This window comes from Microbulbifer weihaiensis (genome assembly GCF_048323715.1).
Taxonomy (GTDB): Bacteria; Pseudomonadota; Gammaproteobacteria; order Pseudomonadales; family Cellvibrionaceae; genus Microbulbifer.
In genome coordinates this window covers 90,502-109,020 of the sequence record NZ_JBLWFL010000005.1, presented here as the reverse complement: position 1 = coordinate 109,020, position 18,519 = coordinate 90,502, and the positions used below count along the sequence as shown (strand labels likewise).

The window sequence follows — 18,519 nt, the reverse complement described above, 5'->3', positions numbered from 1 at the left end:
GCCAACAGGGCAACTGGCTGCGGCAATGGTGCGGCAAGGGGACTAGACTGAGCGAAGACCGTTTCCTGGAGTCCATTGAAATGTGGAGCGGCACCTCCCGGGTGAACATCCTGCGCGCCGGTGCAGCGCAGCTCAAGGTGCAGAGTCTTCTCTGCCTGCTACTGCTCGCTGGCTGTGATGCATACGGTGATATGAATAGCGCCTCTTACTCCGTTTCCAAAGCCCTGCCGCCCGCGCAAGACAGTCGCCTGGCCGAAGGCATTGCGCGCGCGCTCGATCGCCGCGATGGCGCTGAAAGTGGCTTTTACCTGATTCATGACGGGCTGTCGGCGTTTGTCGCGCGGGCCGCCGTGATTGAAGAGGCGCAGGTGTCGCTGGACCTGATGTATTACATCTACAGCGACGACACTTCCGGGAGAATTCTCACCGCACTGCTGTTACAGGCCGCAGACCGCGGTGTGCGGGTGCGGCTGCTGGTGGATGACCTGGGTACAAGAGTGACCAATCCGTGGGTGACGGCGCTGGAAGACCACCCAAAGATCGAGATCCGGATCTTCAATCCTGTGGAGGGGCGCTCTGGCCTGAGGCGGGGCATCGAGCAGCTCATGGATTTCGGCCGCATCAATCACCGCATGCACAACAAGCTGCTGGTCAGCGATGGGCTGGTGGCTATTACCGGCGGGCGCAACATTGCCGATGGCTATTTTTCCAAGTCGGAAACCGAGTTTCTGGATGTGGACATCGTTGCCATCGGTGCCGTGATAAACGAGGCCTCAGCCATTTTCGATGAGTACTGGAACAGCGGGGTTGCGGTTCCCGTATCGGAACTGATTATTGCCGATGATGACAGCTACTCGCTCGATGGGCTGCGCGAGCGGGTGGATAAATACCTGGCCGGTGAGCGCGAGTCGGAATTCAGCAAAGCCCTGCAGAAGGCGGAGATCGCGGAAAAACTGGCTGCTGGCCAAGTGAATTTTCACTGGGGCAAGGCGACGATTTTCGCTGATCCACCGCGCAAGGCGATCGATCGGGAGAGTGTTCCGGTCAGCGAATACCCAGGGTATAAGCTGGAGAAAATCCTCCAGCAGTGCAGCAAGCGACTGCGCATTACCAATGCCTACCTGGTGCCCGGTGTGCCCGGGGTCGACCTGTTTTCCACACTGCAGGGCGCGCGCGTACAGGTCGATATTCTCACCAATGGGCTGGCTACCAATGATGTTGCCGTTGTTCATGGAGCCTATTCCCGCTATCGCAAACCCCTGCTGCAGTCTGGCGCACGCCTCTGGGAACTGCGCCCGTCGGCTGACCAGAAGCAGCGTAAACACTGGTTCAAGGGGGATTCCCGCGCGAGCCTGCATGCGAAGACATTCGTGCTGGATGATGATCGGGCGTTTGTCGGCTCCATCAACCTCGACAGCCGCTCGATCATCCAGAATACGGAAATCGGCATGTTGATTGAGAGTGCCGAGATCAATCGCGAGCTCAACCAGCTGTTCGAATCCTGGATTTCGCCGGATGCCGCCTGGCAACTGAAACTCGATGAAAGCGGCAGTATTGCCTGGCACGCCGAGGACGAGCAGGGGCAACCGCTAGTGGAAACGCGGGATCCGGATACCAGCTGGTGGCACCGCTTTCTCGCCTGGGCGCTCTCGTGGCTGCCGATCGAATCGCAGATTTGACGGTTCCTGCAAGCACTATGTGCGGTATCCGCACGGCAAACAGCGGATCAATCACCTTTCACCGCTTTCGGCCGCAGCTTCTCGAAGGGTATCCATTGAACGTCATCGGGCAGCCTGGGGCGGAAGCGACTGATTGGCAGGCTGTCGGCATGCTGCCAATGCAGGTCGGCGAAAAAACGCGGCGCATGGGGATCCTTGCGGTTCACGGTGGATATGCGCAGTGGCAGGGCGTGTTCGCCTTCGGCAAGCCAGATCTCCCAGTCGAGGCCTGGCCCGCGAATCGCCCAGTGCTGAACTTCTTTGCCATCGATTTCGGTGTTGCCAACCAGGAAGGCTTCCTCAATCTGGTGGCCATCGGCGTCTTTGGTGCCCCACACCAGTAATTCCATCAGCGGAAATTCCAGCCCGTACTCTCTTGCGATGATTGCCATCGCGGTGTGCGTATCGGTTTTCATTTCCAGCTCGCCGGCATAGCCTTTTTCCGGTACCACCAGTGTCAGTTTTTCGCCGTCGTGAAACAGGTGGCGGTTGGAACTATCGGTTTTCAGTTCGAGGCGCAGCTTGTCCGGGCGCCGGAATTCCAGGCTGGATTTGCCACTGATCAGTACTTTCTGTCCGTTGGCGAGCACTGCTTCGGTGATAAGTGTTGCCTCAAAGGCGAGTGATCGGTGGCTGTCGAGTGCCTTGCCCATCCGCTCCAGCGCTTCGATTGCGGCGGCGGACTTTTCTTTGGTTTCTGGCGGCGCCGCGTGAGGCGCTAACACCTGTGCCGGCGCTGTTGCCGGCAACAGTAAGCCCAGGCAACCGTGGAGTAAAAGACACAAGACCAGGGGAGCGGGGCGTAAAGTTGGCCGGAAAAACGTATTCATAGTGCGGTTTCCGCGGATTGGGGAGCTGGAGCTTTTCCGTGCACTAGAAAAAAGCCCACGTTTCAGTGGGCTTTTGGGTGGCGGTGCATGGAGATTGCGGGGAAGTGGATACATTTCACTTGTGGTGCGCGCTATTTCGGGAACAGCATGATCCAGCTCATGCGGAAGCCCCAGTCCTGGGCGCCGCCGTCCGGGCTCTCGGCGTAATAGCGGGGACCGGCCTGGATCTGGTAGGTCTGCTTTCCGACCTTGAAAAGCTTCGCGACCAGGAAGTGAACCGGGACATTCCACTGTTCGGTCTCCCAATCGTAAGTAGATTCCGTCTGCAGGGTGAACGTCCAGGACGTGGGCGTGTTGTAGGCGAGGAACGGCTGGATAAACGTGCTGTTCACATCATCGCGATCGCTGCTGCCGGTAAAGGACCAGATATGGTTGGCGAGCGCGCCCATGGTCCAGGGGCCGGTCTGCTTCAGCACGACACCGGTTGGGCCTATCCCCCATTTTTCTGTGCCCAGTAGCGGCTCGGTTGCGGTGGGCAACAGGAACACCGGTCCCGCGCCCCAGATAATGCCGCCAGCGGTAGGCTTTTTCGGTGAGAAAAACAGGCTTTGCACGGTGTCGCCCATTCCGGTCTGGTCGCCACTGCCAGGGAAGATATCTTCCTGGCTGACCACCGGAAGAATGGTGCGGCTGATAAGATTCAGATCTTCATTGAGGTCAATCGGGATCACCGGCTGGATATTCAGGGTGAAACGGCGGCCGTCTTCCAGTGGTCCCACGCGATTGTCCCAGTTGAATTGGAACGGCACGCTGATCAGATCCGAAACCGGATTGCTCAGCTGTTTTGCGAGGTCGCTGTCCGCGTAAAGGTGGGCACTGAAAACTACAGATAAAAAAACCACAGATAATTTTCGAAACATCTTGCGCACCAATTGAAGAATACAGGTGAAACGACTTTCTTCAGTCTAGGACGAAAGGGGCATGCAATGTGTGTTGGTGTCGCCCCGGACGACACGCAGTTCGAATAATACGGTAAGCAGGTAAAAACTTTGCCGCAAGGGCAGTCTTCTGGCGGCGTTTTTCGACTTTGGAATAAGATGTCGTGCGCTGGGAAAGAACACAAAAATAAAAAAGGCGACGCTTTTCCGGCGTCGCCTTTTTTGGGGGGCAGGTGGAGACTTACTGGATTACTTACCGGCGAATGCCAGTGCCACTGTGCCCGGGCCGAGGTTGATGCCGCCAGACAGGCTCATCACCGAGCGATATACCTTTACCTTGTGTTCTTGCGCCAGCTGTTCGAATGCGCGGAAGCCGGGGACTTTCTCGAGGTCTTTCAGTGGGCCCGCGATACTGACCACGACAGCCGGCATCAGAAGTTCACCGGCGCGGATTTTTTCCGCGGCGATATCGAACAGCTGCCGGTTGCAGTTATCGTATTCCTTCACCGTATCTGCCACGGATGACCCTTCGTGAGTCATCTTGATGATCGGGTGCAGGTTCAGCGATCTCGCCATAAAGGCTTTCAGCCAGCTCACACTTTTTTCGTTTTTCTGGCGGCCGCGTTCGCGCAGGTAATACACATCCCGGATGGCGGCGTAGCCGGTAATCTTGCGGCCAAACTCCTCGGTACGCGCTTTTATCTGGGCGCCGGTCATACCGCGCTGGATCAGCGACAGGGTGAACAACGCGAGCAGTCCCTGGCCGGAGAACAGGGTGTGGGAGTCGATCGGATGGATCTGCACGTCACCGTTGCTGAGCTTGCGCGCCACATTGACTGCGTTGGCAAAGGTCGGGCTGTTGGCGGCATTGATGGTCTGGATCACGATGTCCTTTTGCCCCAGCTGCAGTTGGCGCTTCAGGATCTGCTCGATGTCCTGCTCGCTGGCGGGGCCGGTGGCCACCTGGCGGGAGCGGTCTATCAGGGACAGCGTATAGAAATGGGCCATTTGCGCGGGGTTGCGCTGATCGGCAAAGGCGTCATTGCCCATGCTCACGCTGTGAGGCAGCACCGGAATGGCGTATTTACGCAGGAATTCATCGGGAAGGTCGCAACCGGAATCGACGACTAACTGAACCATGGGTACCTCTTTTTATATGTGGCTCACTGTCGGGAGTGTAAGGCGTACAAATGTACCATTTTGTAACGGCGCGGGACAGTTTCGAGCGACGTATCCGAGCGACGTATCCAAGGTGCAAAGCGGGTGGGGCTGGAGTAGAGCGCAGCGAAAAAATGGCCGCCGGCGTCGACCGGGCGGCCGAGGCTTGCTCAACAAGCGAAAACGGTAATTAAAGGAAGGATTCAGTGGGGTTCAACTGCCGGCAGGCGCGCTACCTGTCGGCGGGCGAACGCCAGTAGCGATGCAGAGCCCGGGGCAATATCCACGGTTGCGGGAATAGGGAGTAACAGCCACGTGACGGTCCAGTCCAGGCTGTCGCCCGCTGCCAGTGCCTGCGCAGCGCTTTGCACTTCCAGTTCCAGATAGGGCTTTTCCCCACTCAGGTACAACTCGATATCCCCTTCACCGGTGGCCATTTTTTCCGCCGCTACCTGTGGGTAAACCTTCAGGTAGAGCAGGCCATCCACGGCATAGGCGAGCCAGCCTTCACTGCCATTGGCGATCACCTTGCCTTCGGTGAGTACTTCGCTGCCAGACATCGGCAGCCACAGTGTGCCGCCGCTATCCAGTTCGTAATCCATCTGTCCACGCACGGTGGCTACCGTCTCCGTATTGACCGGCGCAAAGGCCAGCCCGCGGTTGGCGACCCGGGTAATTTCCCAGGCCGCAATTTCGCGGAACGGTTGCTCGGCGAGGATGCGGTAGTCGAGACGTGCGCGCCCCTCGCCTTCGCCCTCTCCCTCTAAGGTGACGGCTTTGGCAATCCGGGTTCCCGCGCCGGCAGTGCTTTCCAGGTGCAGGAAATGCTCACCGGATTTGCGCACCTGGTAAGGGGCCGAGTCGTGTTCGGCAACCGGCGGCCAGTTCCACAGGGATTGCGGGGAAAGCCAGAAAGTCGAGCCGAAGTTGTTGGGGTGCCGGTTTTCCAGCGCCAGCAGGTCGGTATCGGCGAGGCGCATTTCGGTAACGCGCCCACCGTGTTGCGGATCCAGGGCGATCGTGAAATCGCCTTTCTGCAGCCGGGTAACCTCTTCACCATGTGAGGTGCTGCTGAGCGCCGCAGCGGCGCTCAGCAGGGTGGACAACAGCAGCTTGTGGCACTGTTTCATGGTTGTTGACCTGATCAGCTGTCGCAGCGCACGGCCGCCTCTGCGGCAGCGCCGGGCACAAACTTGATATTCGCCACGGACAGGCCAAGCGCGCCTTCACTGCGCAGGAACAGACCGCTGGACACCTGGCTGAAGTCGGCACCGGCCTTGGCAAAACACTGCAGGTCGATCGACAGTTCGGACCACTCGCCCGGCTTCAATTCAGCCAGGGGTGCCTGCAGTGGCAGTTCGCCCGAGCAGGCTTCTGTGGTGCAGCGCATACCGGCAAACACCGGTGCACTTGCCGCGCTGTCGAGGCGCACATCCATGGTCAGCGCGGCGTGCTCATCCAGGTAGCGGCTCAGGTTTTGCGGCTTCTTGGTTTGCAGAACCACGCTGCCGCCACGCAGGCCTTTCCAGGTGATCTGGCGCGCATCTTCCTGGGACAGCATGTCGATGGAGGCCACGGTGATATTGTCGTCTGCGGTGCTGGCCTGATTGCCGCTCACCCACAGCGGGGCTTCCTGCGCTTCCTCAATGAACAGCTTCCACGGTGCACGCGGGCGGGACACCATCAACCAGGCGTCTTCCAGTTTGCCATCCGCATAGGATTCGCCGTTTTCATTCAGGTTGCTGGCGATGTTGCGGTTGTCCGTATAGGTGAGGCCGTAGCCGTAGCTGAACAGCGGGGCGTATTCGGCGTCATCGCGGTTGATCACGGTCTGGTGCACCAGGTCCGGCCAGCTGAAGGACAGGCGACCGGTGAAATCGTACTGCTTGTTGCCGTCGGCATCGGTGAGGATCACATCGGCAACGCCGGCGCCTTCCGAGCCCGGCAGCCACGCGGCCACAAATGCGTCAGACAGGTTGAGCTCCTTGTTCACCCACAGCGGGCGACCGGACAGGAAGATACTGACCACGGGAATGTTCTGCGCCTGCAGCTTCTGCAGCAGCTCCTGGTCGTCCTTGCTGCCCAGCTGGTACTCGATGCTGGCGAGGTCGCCGTGCCATTCGGCGTAGGGTTCTTCACCGAATACCACGACGGCGACATCGGGCTTCTGGCCATTGCGGAAGCTGTCCGCACTGAAGTCACCGTTCTCGCTCAGTACCACATCGCCGCCGGCACCCTGTACCGCCTGCTCGATGCCCTGGTAAATGGAGGTAGCGCCGGGGAAGTCTTCCGCGGTATTGCCGGTGCCCTGCCAGGAAATGGTCCAGCCACCGCTCTGCTTGGAAATGTTGTCCGCACCGTCACCGGCCACCAGGATGTTCTGCTGTGGCTTAAGGGGCAACAGGTTATCGTTGTTCTTGAGCAGCACCAGGGATTTGCGCACGGCTTCGCGGGCGATAGCGCGGTGCTCGGGGCTTCCCATAATGCCGGTCTGGCCCGCCAGCGGGCGGTCGCGCTCGAACAGGCCCGCGCGGATTTTCACCCGCAGGATACGGCTCACGGCATCGTCGATCCGGCTCATGGGAATCTCGCCGCTTTGCGCCTGGGCCACGGTGTTGTGGTACAGGGCCTTCCAGTCGGACGGCACCATGAACATATCGAGACCGGCGTTGATCGCGGCGGCACAGCTTTCTACGGTACAGCCATCGACAAAACGGTGGCCGTTCCAGTCGCCAACCACAAAACCGTCGAAGCCGAGGCGGCCCTTCAGTACGTCAGTCAGCAGGTATTTGTGGCCGTGCAGGCGCAGGCCATTCCAGCTGTTGAACGAGGCCATGACCGACTGCACGCCGGATTCGAGGGCGGTGAAATAACCGGCGGCGTGGATTTCGGCCAGTTCCTTCTCGCTGACCTGGGTATCACCGCGGTCGATACCGCGCGTGGTGCCACCATCGCCGACAAAGTGCTTGGCGGCAGACACCAGGTGGCGGCCGTCCAGGAACTGCTCACTTGTCTTTTCGCCCTGGATGCCCTTGATCATTTCGCGGGCGTAGCTGGCGACGATTTCCGGATCTTCCGAGTAGCTCTCGAAGGTACGGCCCCAGCGGTCGTCACGCACCACGGCGATGGTGGGGGCGAAGGTCCAGTCGATACCGGTCACCGCCACTTCACGGGCGGTGGCTTCGCCGATGCGGCGGATCAGCTCCGGGTCGCGGGCGGCACCGAGGCCAATATTGTGCGGGAACAGGGTCGCGCCGATCACATTGTTGTGGCCGTGCACGGCGTCGCTGCCCCAGATGATCGGGATCGCCACACCGCCATCGCTGGTGTCCATGGAGGCGGCAAAGTAGGCATCGGCCAGCTGGCGCCAGTCGTCCGGGGTGGCGAACTTGTCGTTGTTGGGGAAGGTGCCGCCGCCATTGAGGATGGAGCCCAGATGGTACTTCTTGACGTCTTCCGGGGTGACAAAGCGGATCTCCGCCTGGATCAACTGGCCGACTTTTTCCTCCACACTCATACGCGACAGCAGGTCAGCGATACGCTGTTCCAGGGCCGGGTCTGCGGGCAGTGCCGGCTGCAACTTGGGCCAGTTCTCCAGCGAGCGCGCCTCGGCGCCGGGCTGGGTATCGGTATGGGTATTGATCTCTGCGGCCTGGTTGCCGGCGGGTTCCCCGCAGCCGGCAAGGCCAGTGGCCAGCGCAATGCTCGCGGCCAGTCGTTTGACGATGATCCCGGTTGAAGACTTCATGTTGGCTCCGGTTGTTGTCCGTTTCGTTTCTGTGATTCGCCCTGGGGCGAAAAATGGGCGCCCCCCTCTAAAAGGGCAAAAATAGGGGGTGCCCGCAAAATGGTTCGTGGTGTAGCAGCTACCCCAGAGGCGTTCGTTTGCGAACGTTTCGAGGGTGAAAAAAAGGCGGCCTCCGTGCGGCCCAGATACCTTCCTGGTGGGTGCTACAAGGTGAATTCAATTCAGCCGCGCATATCTTCCAGTTCCACACCTTTGGTCTCGTGTACCAGGTAGATCACAAAGGCGATGGAAAGCACGGCAAACAAGGTGTAGATGCCGTAGGCCCCAGCGAGGCCGATTCCCACCAGCATGACGGGGAAGGTCATGGTGATGGCAAAGTTGGCGCCCCACTGGGCGAGCCCGGAAACCGCCAGCCCCGATCCGCGAATCTGGTTGGGGAACATTTCCCCGAGCATGGTCCACATGGCCGGTCCCCAGGAACCGTTGAAGAAGAACACGTAGGCATTGGCGGCAACCAGCGCCAGCAGCCCCATTTCGTTGGAGAGTTGCAGGGAGCCGCTGGCATCCACGCTGGCGGTGGTAAAGGCGAAGGCCACCAGTCCAAGGGTGATCGCCATGCCGATGGATCCGACCAGCAGCAGCGGTTTGCGGCCGATGCGGTCGACCAGCGCCATGGTGATCAGGCAGGCGCCGATGCTGACACCGCCGGAAATAATGTTGATCAGCAGGGCATCGGCTTCCGAGAAGCCCACCGCCTGCCAGAGTACTGCGCCGTAGTAGAACACCACATTGATGCCCACCAGCTGCTGGAAGACCGCGAGCCCGATGCCGACCCAGACGATCTTGCGTATCTTGCCGAGCCCCATGAGGCGGCCTTTGGCGTTTTTATCCAGCAGGTCCGACAGTTTCGGCTGGTGGTCGGCGACAACGGAGGCGCGGATCTGATCCAGCTTTTCCTGCACCCGGGATGCACCGTAGAGCTTGCGGAGTACTTCGGTTGCTTTCTCAGGCTGTCTGGAGAGCACCAGGTAGCGCGGACTTTCCGGGATCAGTAACAATGCGACAAAAAACAGGGCGGCCGGGATGATTTCTACCCAGAACATCCAGCGCCAGGCGCTGAAGCCCATCCACCATTCGTTCACCGCCGAACCCGCAGTCCTGGCGAGCCAGTAGTTGCTGATGAAGGCGACAAACAGGCCCGAAATGATGGCCATCTGGTTGACGGTGGTGAGGCGCCCGCGCATGGCGGCCGGTGCCACCTCACTGATATAGGCGGGCGACATGACGCTGGCGGCGCCAACCGCGAGCCCGCCGAGCACCCGGTAGAACACGAACTCCGCGGAGCTGGCGGCTATGCCGGAACCCCAGGCGCTGACCACGAACAGCACCGCGGAGATCAGCAGCAGCTGTTTGCGTCCCCAGCGGTCGGCCAGGCGACCGGCAAAGAAGGCACCAACCGCGCAGCCGAGCAGCATGGAGGCAACATTGAAGCCGGTGCCGGCGGTATTGGAATTGAACGCCTGCTGCAGTCCGGTCACAGTTCCATTAATCACACCGCTGTCGAAACCGAACAAAAAACCACCGATGGTGGCGACACTGCAAATCAGGATGACAAAAAGGAGTGGGGGGGCGTCTTGCTGAATCTGGGCAATACCCGGATTCCCCTCGACGGAATTCTCAATCGCTTGCATAAGGTTCTTCCTGCTTTTTATTGTTTTGCTCGTTATCGTCGTGCTCGAAGGCAAAACCAGGCTCAGTGCAGGGCCCCGGTTTTGCTGGGTAATTCGGCGTCTTGCTGGACGGCCATTGATGATGACGCGCGGGCGCCGGGAAAGCGTCCTACTTTGCGAAAATAGGTAAAGTTGGACACGCCGGTCGTCTCACTTTGCCCGGCGTCCCGTTTTATAGTGGGACACAAGGTCTGCGCAGGATGTCCACAGGCCGGGCGGATTTGGACACCCTGGCACAGGTATACTGTGCGCCCAGTTAACCAACCGGATTTCGAACCTTGCCCGCTGAAACCAACAACCTTCTGGAATTTCTTCTGTCGGCCCTCTCGCGCCATCCGGCACAGGGACAGCTGTGGGTTGGGTATTCCGGCGGACTGGATTCAACGGTTCTCCTGCATTTACTGGCTGCGGAGGGAATCCCGGTACAAGCGCTTCACGTGCATCATGGCTTGAGTCGTCATGCTGACGCCTGGCAAGCCCATTGCGCTGAGCAAGCGCGCGCGTTGGGGGTGCCGTTCACCGCGTGCGCCGTGGAAGTGGCAGCGGGCGACGGTGGGGTGGAACAGGCCGCGCGCAATGCCCGTTACCGCGCCTTCGCTGAGGTGATGGCGCCCAGTGACACGATTCTGCTGGGGCATCACGGCGACGATCAGGTGGAAACCTTCCTGTTGCGCCTGCTGCGTGGTGCCGGTGTGGACGGGTTGTCGTCGATGCGGGCGTTTCGGCAGTTTGCCCCGGAGCGCGCACTGCTGCGACCACTGCTGGGCTGTTCCCGGGCCCAGCTCGAATCCTATGCGCTTCAGCAAGGGTTGCAGTGGATCGAGGACGACAGCAATTCAGACCTGAAATTCGACCGAAACTATCTGCGCAGTCAGGTGGTGCCGGCGCTCGCCGCCCGCTGGCCCGTGGTTCCCCTGCTGGCGCGGGCGGCCGAAAACCTGCAGGAATCCGCGGGGCTGCTTGAAGAGGTCGCCGGGGAAGACGGTGCCCGTTGCGACCGCCGCATCGAGCGGGTGGGGCAGAGTATTGACCTGGAGTCGCTGCGCGGGCTGACGCGGGCACGACAAAAAAACCTGCTCAGGTTCTGGATTCGATCGATCAGTGGCCGTGGGCCGGAGTCGGCCCAGCTGGACCAGGTGCTGGGCCAGATGGATGCTGCAGAGGATGCGGTGCCACAGGTCGAGCTCGCGAACCTTGTGGCGAGAAGATTTCGCAATCGCCTGTATCTCACACCACAATTACAGCCTCAGGATGTGGACGTTGAACCCGGGAGTAGCTGGCAATGGGATGGTGCTTCCGATCTGAAATTACCCGGCGGCGCTGTTTTGTCGCCGTCCGCCGGATGGCCCGCAGCGGACTATCGGGTCTGCTTTCGCGCGGGTGGCGAGCGGGCGCAGCCGCGTGCGCGGCGGCATTCCCAGACCTTGAAAAAGCTGCTGCAGGAATATGCCCTCGAGCCCTGGCTGAGGGATTGCGTTCCACTGATTTATCGCGATGGGCAGCTGGTTGCCGTTGGCGACCTGTTCGTCACCCCGGAGGGGCCAATCCAACCACCATATTGGCGGTTTTTCGATTGAGCAGAAAACTGCTTTCTGGTAGTCTGGCGTCCCATCTCAAAGGCACTAGGTTGCGCGGCTTCGCGCCCCTGAGCCAGTCCCGCACGCCCGTCTTCGTCGGGCATTCAACTGACCAAGGTTTTGCATGACGCGCTATATATTTGTCACTGGCGGCGTGGTTTCCTCATTGGGGAAAGGTATCGCCTCCGCTTCTCTGGCCGCAATCCTCGAAGCCCGTGGCCTGAAGGTCACGATTCTGAAGCTTGACCCTTATATCAACGTTGACCCGGGCACCATGAGCCCTTTCCAGCACGGCGAGGTCTACGTGACCGAAGATGGCGCCGAGACTGACCTGGATCTGGGCCACTACGAGCGCTTCATCCGCACCCGTATGTCCAAGCGCAACAACTTCACCACCGGCCGTGTGTATGAAACCGTGCTGCGCAAAGAGCGCCGCGGTGATTACCTGGGCGGCACCGTACAGGTGATCCCGCACATCACTGACGAGATCAAGCGTCGCGTGATTGAAGGCGGCCGTGATGTGGACGTAGCCATTGTCGAAATCGGCGGAACCGTGGGGGATATCGAATCCCAGCCGTTCCTGGAATCCGTGCGCCAGCTGCGCGTCGAGATGGGCACCAATCGCGCCCTGCTGATTCACCTGAGCTACGTGCCTTACCTGGGCACCGCCGGTGAGACCAAGACCAAGCCGACCCAGCACTCCGTGAAAGAGCTGCGCTCCATCGGCCTGCAGCCGGACATTCTGCTGTGCCGCTCCGAGCGTGCCATCGACGACGATTCCCGCCGCAAGATCGCACTGTTCACCAACGTGGAAGAGCGTGCCGTAGTGCCGCTGCCCGACGCCAAGACCATTTACGGTGTGCCGCGCATGCTGCACGGCTATGGCCTGGATGAAATCGTGGTGGAAAAACTGCAGCTGGATTGCGGTGCCCCGGACCTGTCCGAGTGGGACGCGGTGGTCGACGGCAAACTGAACCCGCAGCACGAAATCAAGATTGCCATGGTCGGCAAGTACATGGAGCTGCTCGACGCGTACAAATCCCTGATCGAATCCCTGATTCACGCCGGCATCAAGACCCGCACCAAGGTCAACATCGACTACATCAATGCCGAAGATGTGGAAGGCGAGAATGGCCTCGACCTGATCAAGGGCGCCGATGCCATCCTGGTACCGGGCGGCTTCGGTGAGCGCGGCCTGGAAGGCAAGCTGGAATCCGTGCGCTACGCCCGTGAAAACAACATTCCGTTCCTTGGCATCTGCCTCGGCCTGCAGTCTGTCGTCATCGAATACGCCCGCAACGTGCTGGGCCTCGAAGGCGCCAACAGTACTGAATTCAACGCCAAGTCACCGCACCCGGTGATCGGCCTGATTACCGAGTGGATCGACAGCGAAGGCAACATTGAGAAGCGCGATGAAAAATCCGACCTCGGCGGCACCATGCGCCTTGGTGGTCAGGAGTGCCGTCTGGCCAAAGACAGTAAAGCGCGCGAAATCTATGGCAAAGACATCATTGTCGAGCGCCACCGTCACCGCTACGAAGTGAACAACAACTACGTTGACCGCCTGCAGCAGGCCGGCCTGAAGATCGGCGGCTGGTCCGCTGATGACACCCTGGTGGAAATGGTGGAATTGCCGGAACACGAGTGGTTTGTGGCCTGTCAGTTCCACCCGGAATTCACTTCTACCCCGCGTGACGGCCACCCGCTGTTTGAAAGCTTCGTTACCGCGGCGCTGAAGCATAGCCAAGCGAACAAGTAAGCCCCGAATTCTAGAAAATCTTCGAGCCCGCGCCCCCGTCTTTCAACCGGAAGACAGGTGGCGCGCAAAGGATGTTGAGCGCTATGAAAACAATCGAAGTCGGCAACCTGCAGGTGGCCAACGACAAACCGTTCACGCTGTTTGGCGGCATGAACGTGCTGGAATCCCGCGACCTCGCCATGCAGGTGGCCGAGCACTACGTGAAAGTCACCGAAAAGCTCGGTATTCCCTACGTTTTCAAAGCCTCCTTCGACAAAGCCAACCGCTCTTCCATCCACTCCTACCGCGGTCCCGGCATGGAAGAAGGGCTGAAGATTTTTGAAGAAATCAAAAAGACGTTTGGCGTCCCGCTGATCACCGACGTCCACGAACCGCACCAGGCGGCACCCGTCGCCGAGATTGTCGACGTCATCCAGTTGCCCGCATTTCTCGCACGCCAGACCGACCTGGTTGCGGCGATGGCGGCAACCGGTGCAGTGATCAACGTGAAGAAGCCCCAGTTCATGAGCCCGCCACAGGTCAAAAACGTGGTGGAGAAATTTGCCGAGGGCGGCAACGAAAACATCATCCTGTGCGAGCGCGGTGCCTGCTTCGGCTACGACAACCTGGTCGTGGACATGCTTGGCTTCCGCACCATGATCGATGCGTCCGGCGGCGCGCCACTGATTTTTGACGTGACCCACTCGCTGCAGATGCGCGATCCGGGCGGTGCCGCTTCCGGCGGCCGTCGCGCCCAGGTCACCGAGCTCGGCCGCGCCGGTCTCGCCATCGGTATTGCCGGCCTGTTCCTCGAAGCCCATCCGAACCCGGAAAAGGCCCTGTGTGACGGCCCCAGTGCGCTGCCGCTGGAAAAGCTCGAGCCATTCCTGGCACAGATGAAAGCCGTGGATGACCTGGTCAAAGGTTTTGAGCCGCTCGACACCAAGTAACCCGGCAAAACGCAAATAACCAAAAAGAAGCGGCGCAGTGTGTGCCGCCGATATTTCACCTCACAGACTCTTTACCCATTAACAAGGAGCCCGTTAAAACAATGAGCAAGATTGTTGCTGTAAAAGCTTTTGAAGTATTGGATAGTCGCGGTAACCCCACCGTTAACGCTGATGTAATTCTGGAATGCGGCGCGGTAGGTTCTGCCTGCGCACCTTCCGGCGCTTCCACCGGCTCCCGCGAAGCCCTCGAGCTGCGCGATGGCGACAAGAGCCGTTACCTGGGCAAAGGCGTACTGAAAGCCGTAGCGAACATCAACGGTGAAATCGCCGAATTGCTGAAAGGCATGGACGCAACCGATCAGCGCGCCCTCGACCAAGCGATGATCGACGCCGACGGCACCGAGAACAAATCCAAGCTGGGTGCCAACGCCATCCTGGCAGTATCCCTGGCTGCCGCCAAAGCCGCCGCCATCTCCAAGGGCATCCCCCTGTACCAGCACATCGCCGAAGTGAACGGCACCCCGGGTCAGTACACCCTGCCGGTACCGATGATGAACATCCTGAACGGTGGTGAGCACGCCGACAACAATGTCGACATCCAGGAATTCATGGTTCAGCCGGTAAAAGCGAAAACCTTCGCCGAAGCCCTGCGCCAGGGTGCGGAAATCTTCCACTCCCTGAAAAAAGTACTGTCTGCCCAGGGCCTGAACACCGCCGTGGGTGACGAAGGTGGCTTCGCACCGAACCTGCCGTCCAACGAAGGCGCCCTGAAAGTGATCGCTGAAGCCGTTGAAGCCGCTGGCTACAAACTGGGCGACGACATCACCCTGGCCCTGGACTGCGCGTCTTCCGAATTCTACAAAGGTGGTAAGTACGTACTCGCCGGCGAAGGCAAGGAATTCGACAGCGAAGGCTTCGCCGACTACCTGGCGCAGCTGTCTGAAACCTACCCGATCATCTCCATCGAAGACGGCATGGACGAGAGCGACTGGGACGGCTGGAAGATCCTCACCGACAAGATCGGCGAGAAAGTACAGCTGGTGGGTGACGACCTGTTCGTAACCAACACCAAGATCCTGAAAGAAGGTATCGAGAAGGGCGTTGGTAACTCCATCCTGATCAAGTTCAACCAGATCGGCTCCCTGTCCGAAACCCTGGACGCGATCAAAATGGCCAAGGATGCTGGTTACACCGCGGTTATCTCTCACCGCTCCGGTGAAACCGAAGACACCACCATCGCCGACCTGGCGGTTGCCACCGCTGCTGGCCAGATCAAAACCGGCTCCCTGTGCCGCTCCGACCGCGTAGCCAAGTACAACCGTCTGCTGCGCATCGAAGCCGAGCTGGAAGGCAAAGCGCCTTACCGTGGCATTGCTGAGTTCAAGTAAGAACTGAAGCCCGGTAAACTGGCTGAATCTCGCTTTGTAGCTCGTGCTCCAAAGCGAAAGCTCTGATACCGGTGGCCCTTCCCGGGACCGTATGCGGCCAGGACGGCCGCATTCGAGCCCCCATGGATGGGTTCACGGCGTGTCCCGGGAAGGGCCACCGGTAGCAGAGCTGCCACGGACTTAGTGCCGTGCGCAGTACCACTAAAGCCAGAGAGAACAAGCAAAAACAATGAAATGGTTGCTGGCAATCCTTACCGTCATGCTACTTGTCACCCAGTACCGTATCTGGGTGGGCGAGGGCAGTTTTGCGGAAGTGACGCGGCTGGAGCGGCAGCTCAGCGAGCAGCAGCAGAAAAACGCTGCGCTGGAGCGGGAAAACCGCCAACTCCTGCGGGAAGTCCGCAGCCTCAAAGAAGGCACTGACGGCGTCGAAGCCAAAGCCCGCTACGACCTCGGCCTGATTAAAGAAGGCGAAACCCTGTTTATTTTTCTCGACCCAGACAAGCAGAACTCATCGCGAGAAAAAGAATGACCGCCGTTAACGCGCGTGCCGTAGAGCCCTACTGGGTGGTAGTTCCTGCCGCCGGCTCCGGAAAACGCATGGGCGCCGACAAGCCCAAACAATACCTGCCACTCCTCGGCAAACCCCTGATCGTCCATACCCTGCAAAACATACTCCGCTGGCCCGGCCTGGCCGGTGTAATCGTCGCCATTGCAGCCGATGACAGCGAATTCGGAAACCTCGCAGAAGCCTCGGATCCCCGCATCCACACCGTCACCGGTGGCGCCGAGCGCGCAGACTCCGTCCTCGCCGCCCTCGAATACCTGAGCACCCTTGCCGAGCCGGACACCAGCGTCCTCGTACACGACGCCGCACGCCCGCTCGTCGCCAGCAACGATATTGAAACGCTCATCGGCCCCGCATCGGCCGCCATCGCACTACTCGCGCAGCCCGCAAGCGACACGGTAAAACGCGCCAGTGCCGAAAATGGCACAGCGGTCGTTGCGGAAACACTGCCCCGGGATCAAATCTGGCTCGCGCAAACCCCGCAAAAAGCACCGCTGCAGATACTCAAAGACAGCCTGCAAGCCGGCCTGCGGGAAAACCCGGCCGCCATAACCGACGAAGCCAGCGCCTTGGAACTCGCCGGTTACCGCCCGCAGCTCATCGCCGCGTGCCGAACCAATTTTAAAATTACCCAGCCGGCAGACCTGCTGCTGGCGGAAGCGCTACTGACACAGCAGCGAACGCAACAAGGCGAACCGTCATGAATATCCGAATCGGTCAAGGGATCGATGTCCACGCATTTGGCCCCGGGGATCACGTCATCCTCGGCGGTGTAACCATTCCGCACGACCAGGGCCTGGTTGCCCATTCCGATGGCGATGTGCTGCTGCACGCCCTCGCTGATGCGCTGCTCGGCGCGCTCGCCCTGGGTGATATCGGCAAACACTTCCCCGACACCGATGACGCCTATGCCGGCGCAGACAGTCGGGCGCTGCTGCGCCATGTGATCGGCTTGATTCACCAGCACGGTTACCGGCTGGTGAACGCCGATGCCACCCTGATTGCACAGTCACCGAAGATGGCGCCACATATTGATCAAATGCGTGCCAACATTGCCGCTGACTGCCAGGTTGAAGCCGGCGCGGTCAGCGTCAAAGCCACCACCAGTGAAAAACTGGGCTTTACCGGCCGCAAAGAAGGCATCGCCGCGCAGGCGGTTGTCCTGCTGGAATCCATTCATGGTTGAGAATACAGAGCGTCACTGGGATCTGGACTGGCCGCGGGCACTCGGCGGTGCCGCCATACAGGGCGATTTCCGCACCGAGCCGGAAGACTTCATTGTCGATGAGATCGCCGCGCCGCTGGCGGGTGAGGGCGAGCACGTCTACCTGCAGATCCGCAAGCGCGGGGCCAACACCGGTTATGTGGCCCAGCAGCTGGCACAGCTGGCGGGTGTGCAGAACAACGATGTGGGCTTTTACGGGCTGAAGGATCGGCATGCGGTAACCACCCAGTGGTTCAGCGTATGGCTCGCGCAGAAGCCTGAACCGGACTGGTCGCAAATTGAAAGTGACGAAGTCACCCTGCTGCAGCACTATCGCGGCCAGCGAAAGCTCCGTCGCGGGGAGCACAGCGGCAACCGTTTTCAAATCCGCTTGCGCAATATCGCCGGTGATCGCGACGCCGCCGCAGCGGTGCTCGCGCGCGTGTCTGCCGGCGTCCCCAATTATTTTGGTGAGCAGCGCTTTGGCCACGACGGCGGTAACCTCGATCTGGTAGAACGCATCCTCGCTGAGCAGGCGGCAGGAAAGCGCAAGCGCCTTCCCCGCAGCCAGAAGAGTTTTGCCATGTCTGCGGCCCGCAGCTGGCTTTTCAACCAGGTCCTCGCTGCCCGAGTACTGGCAGGTAACTGGCAGCAGCCGCTCGAAGGGGAGCCCGAGGCGGCGCCCAGCGGCCCGCTGTGGGGAAGGGGGCGCAATGCGGCGAGCGCCGAGCAGCTCGCACTGGAAGAACACGCCATGGCGCCCTGGCGCAATTGGCGTGACTGGCTCGAACATTGCGGTCTCAGCCAGGAGCGGCGGAACCTGGTGCTGGTGCCCGAAGGCTTTCGCTTCGAGTGGTGCGGGGACGACCTGAAGCTCGCATTCGCGTTGCCACCGGGTACTTTTGCCACCGCCCTGTTACGCGAAGTGGCGGAGCTGGCCAACCTGGCCGATCGCACAATAAAATAAACGAC

At 60.2% G+C, this 18,519-nt stretch carries 15 protein-coding genes; 9 read left to right on the top strand and 6 right to left on the bottom strand.

The genetic code is table 11. From position 1 onward, the window contains the following. The first annotated feature begins 80 nt into the window (after positions 1 to 80). On the top strand, positions 81 to 1,679 hold the full coding sequence (locus ACNKU7_RS06780; RefSeq protein ID WP_418296215.1) for a phospholipase D family protein: 1,599 nt from the start codon (positions 81 to 83) through the stop codon (positions 1,677 to 1,679). 47 nt (positions 1,680 to 1,726) lie between these two features. Here ACNKU7_RS06780 and ACNKU7_RS06775 read toward each other — a convergent pair whose 3' ends face one another. From ACNKU7_RS06775 to ACNKU7_RS06750, 6 genes are all read right to left on the bottom strand, one after another. Then, positions 1,727 to 2,443, bottom strand: a complete 717-nt coding sequence (locus ACNKU7_RS06775; protein ID WP_418296214.1) for a DUF2092 domain-containing protein — start codon at positions 2,441 to 2,443, stop codon at positions 1,727 to 1,729. A 236-nt stretch (positions 2,444 to 2,679) separates the two neighbouring features. Next, positions 2,680 to 3,468 (bottom strand): transporter, encoded by a 789-nt coding sequence (locus tag ACNKU7_RS06770; RefSeq protein WP_418296213.1) that lies wholly within the window; start codon positions 3,466 to 3,468, stop codon positions 2,680 to 2,682. 267 nt (positions 3,469 to 3,735) lie between these two features. Beyond that, positions 3,736 to 4,626, bottom strand: coding sequence for a DegV family protein (locus ACNKU7_RS06765; RefSeq protein ID WP_418296212.1), 891 nt, complete (start codon positions 4,624 to 4,626; stop codon positions 3,736 to 3,738). A 221-nt stretch (positions 4,627 to 4,847) separates the two neighbouring features. After that, complete coding sequence (locus ACNKU7_RS06760) at positions 4,848 to 5,774, bottom strand: DUF4380 domain-containing protein (RefSeq protein WP_418296211.1); 927 nt, start codon at positions 5,772 to 5,774, stop codon at positions 4,848 to 4,850. Between the two features lie 14 nt (positions 5,775 to 5,788). Further along, positions 5,789 to 8,392 carry a glycoside hydrolase family 3 protein gene (locus tag ACNKU7_RS06755; protein WP_418296210.1) on the bottom strand — a complete coding sequence of 868 codons (2,604 nt, stop codon included), beginning with the start codon at positions 8,390 to 8,392 and terminating at the stop codon, positions 5,789 to 5,791. A gap of 221 nt (positions 8,393 to 8,613) precedes the next feature. Beyond that, complete coding sequence (locus ACNKU7_RS06750) at positions 8,614 to 10,083, bottom strand: sugar porter family MFS transporter (RefSeq protein WP_418296209.1); 1,470 nt, start codon at positions 10,081 to 10,083, stop codon at positions 8,614 to 8,616. 317 nt (positions 10,084 to 10,400) lie between these two features. Between ACNKU7_RS06750 and tilS the strand changes: the two genes are divergently transcribed. The 8 genes from tilS to truD all read left to right on the top strand — a co-directional run bounded on the left by tilS (position 10,401) and on the right by truD (position 18,514). Then, complete coding sequence (tilS, locus tag ACNKU7_RS06745) at positions 10,401 to 11,699, top strand: tRNA lysidine(34) synthetase TilS (protein ID WP_418296208.1); 1,299 nt, start codon at positions 10,401 to 10,403, stop codon at positions 11,697 to 11,699. Positions 11,700 to 11,823: 124 nt separating this feature from the next. Further along, positions 11,824 to 13,458: a CTP synthase gene (locus tag ACNKU7_RS06740; protein ID WP_418296207.1), complete on the top strand. Its 1,635-nt coding sequence runs from the start codon at positions 11,824 to 11,826 to the stop codon at positions 13,456 to 13,458. 83 nt (positions 13,459 to 13,541) lie between these two features. Further along, on the top strand, positions 13,542 to 14,387 hold the full coding sequence (gene kdsA, locus ACNKU7_RS06735) for a 3-deoxy-8-phosphooctulonate synthase (RefSeq protein WP_418296206.1): 846 nt from the start codon (positions 13,542 to 13,544) through the stop codon (positions 14,385 to 14,387). Positions 14,388 to 14,488: 101 nt separating this feature from the next. Further along, positions 14,489 to 15,775, top strand: coding sequence for a phosphopyruvate hydratase (gene eno / locus ACNKU7_RS06730; RefSeq protein ID WP_418296205.1), 1,287 nt, complete (start codon positions 14,489 to 14,491; stop codon positions 15,773 to 15,775). Positions 15,776 to 16,004: 229 nt separating this feature from the next. After that, positions 16,005 to 16,307, top strand: coding sequence for a septum formation initiator family protein (locus tag ACNKU7_RS06725; RefSeq protein ID WP_418296204.1), 303 nt, complete (start codon positions 16,005 to 16,007; stop codon positions 16,305 to 16,307). Then, complete coding sequence (gene ispD / locus ACNKU7_RS06720; RefSeq protein WP_418296203.1) at positions 16,304 to 17,047, top strand: 2-C-methyl-D-erythritol 4-phosphate cytidylyltransferase; 744 nt, start codon at positions 16,304 to 16,306, stop codon at positions 17,045 to 17,047. The genes ACNKU7_RS06725 and ispD overlap by 4 nt, the downstream gene beginning before the upstream one ends. After that, positions 17,044 to 17,529, top strand: coding sequence for a 2-C-methyl-D-erythritol 2,4-cyclodiphosphate synthase (gene ispF, locus ACNKU7_RS06715; RefSeq protein WP_418296202.1), 486 nt, complete (start codon positions 17,044 to 17,046; stop codon positions 17,527 to 17,529). The genes ispD and ispF overlap by 4 nt, the downstream gene beginning before the upstream one ends. Continuing rightward, on the top strand, positions 17,522 to 18,514 hold the full coding sequence (gene truD / locus ACNKU7_RS06710) for a tRNA pseudouridine(13) synthase TruD (protein WP_418296201.1): 993 nt from the start codon (positions 17,522 to 17,524) through the stop codon (positions 18,512 to 18,514). Before ispF ends, truD begins: the two co-directional genes overlap by 8 nt. Positions 18,515 to 18,519 lie beyond the last annotated feature (5 nt).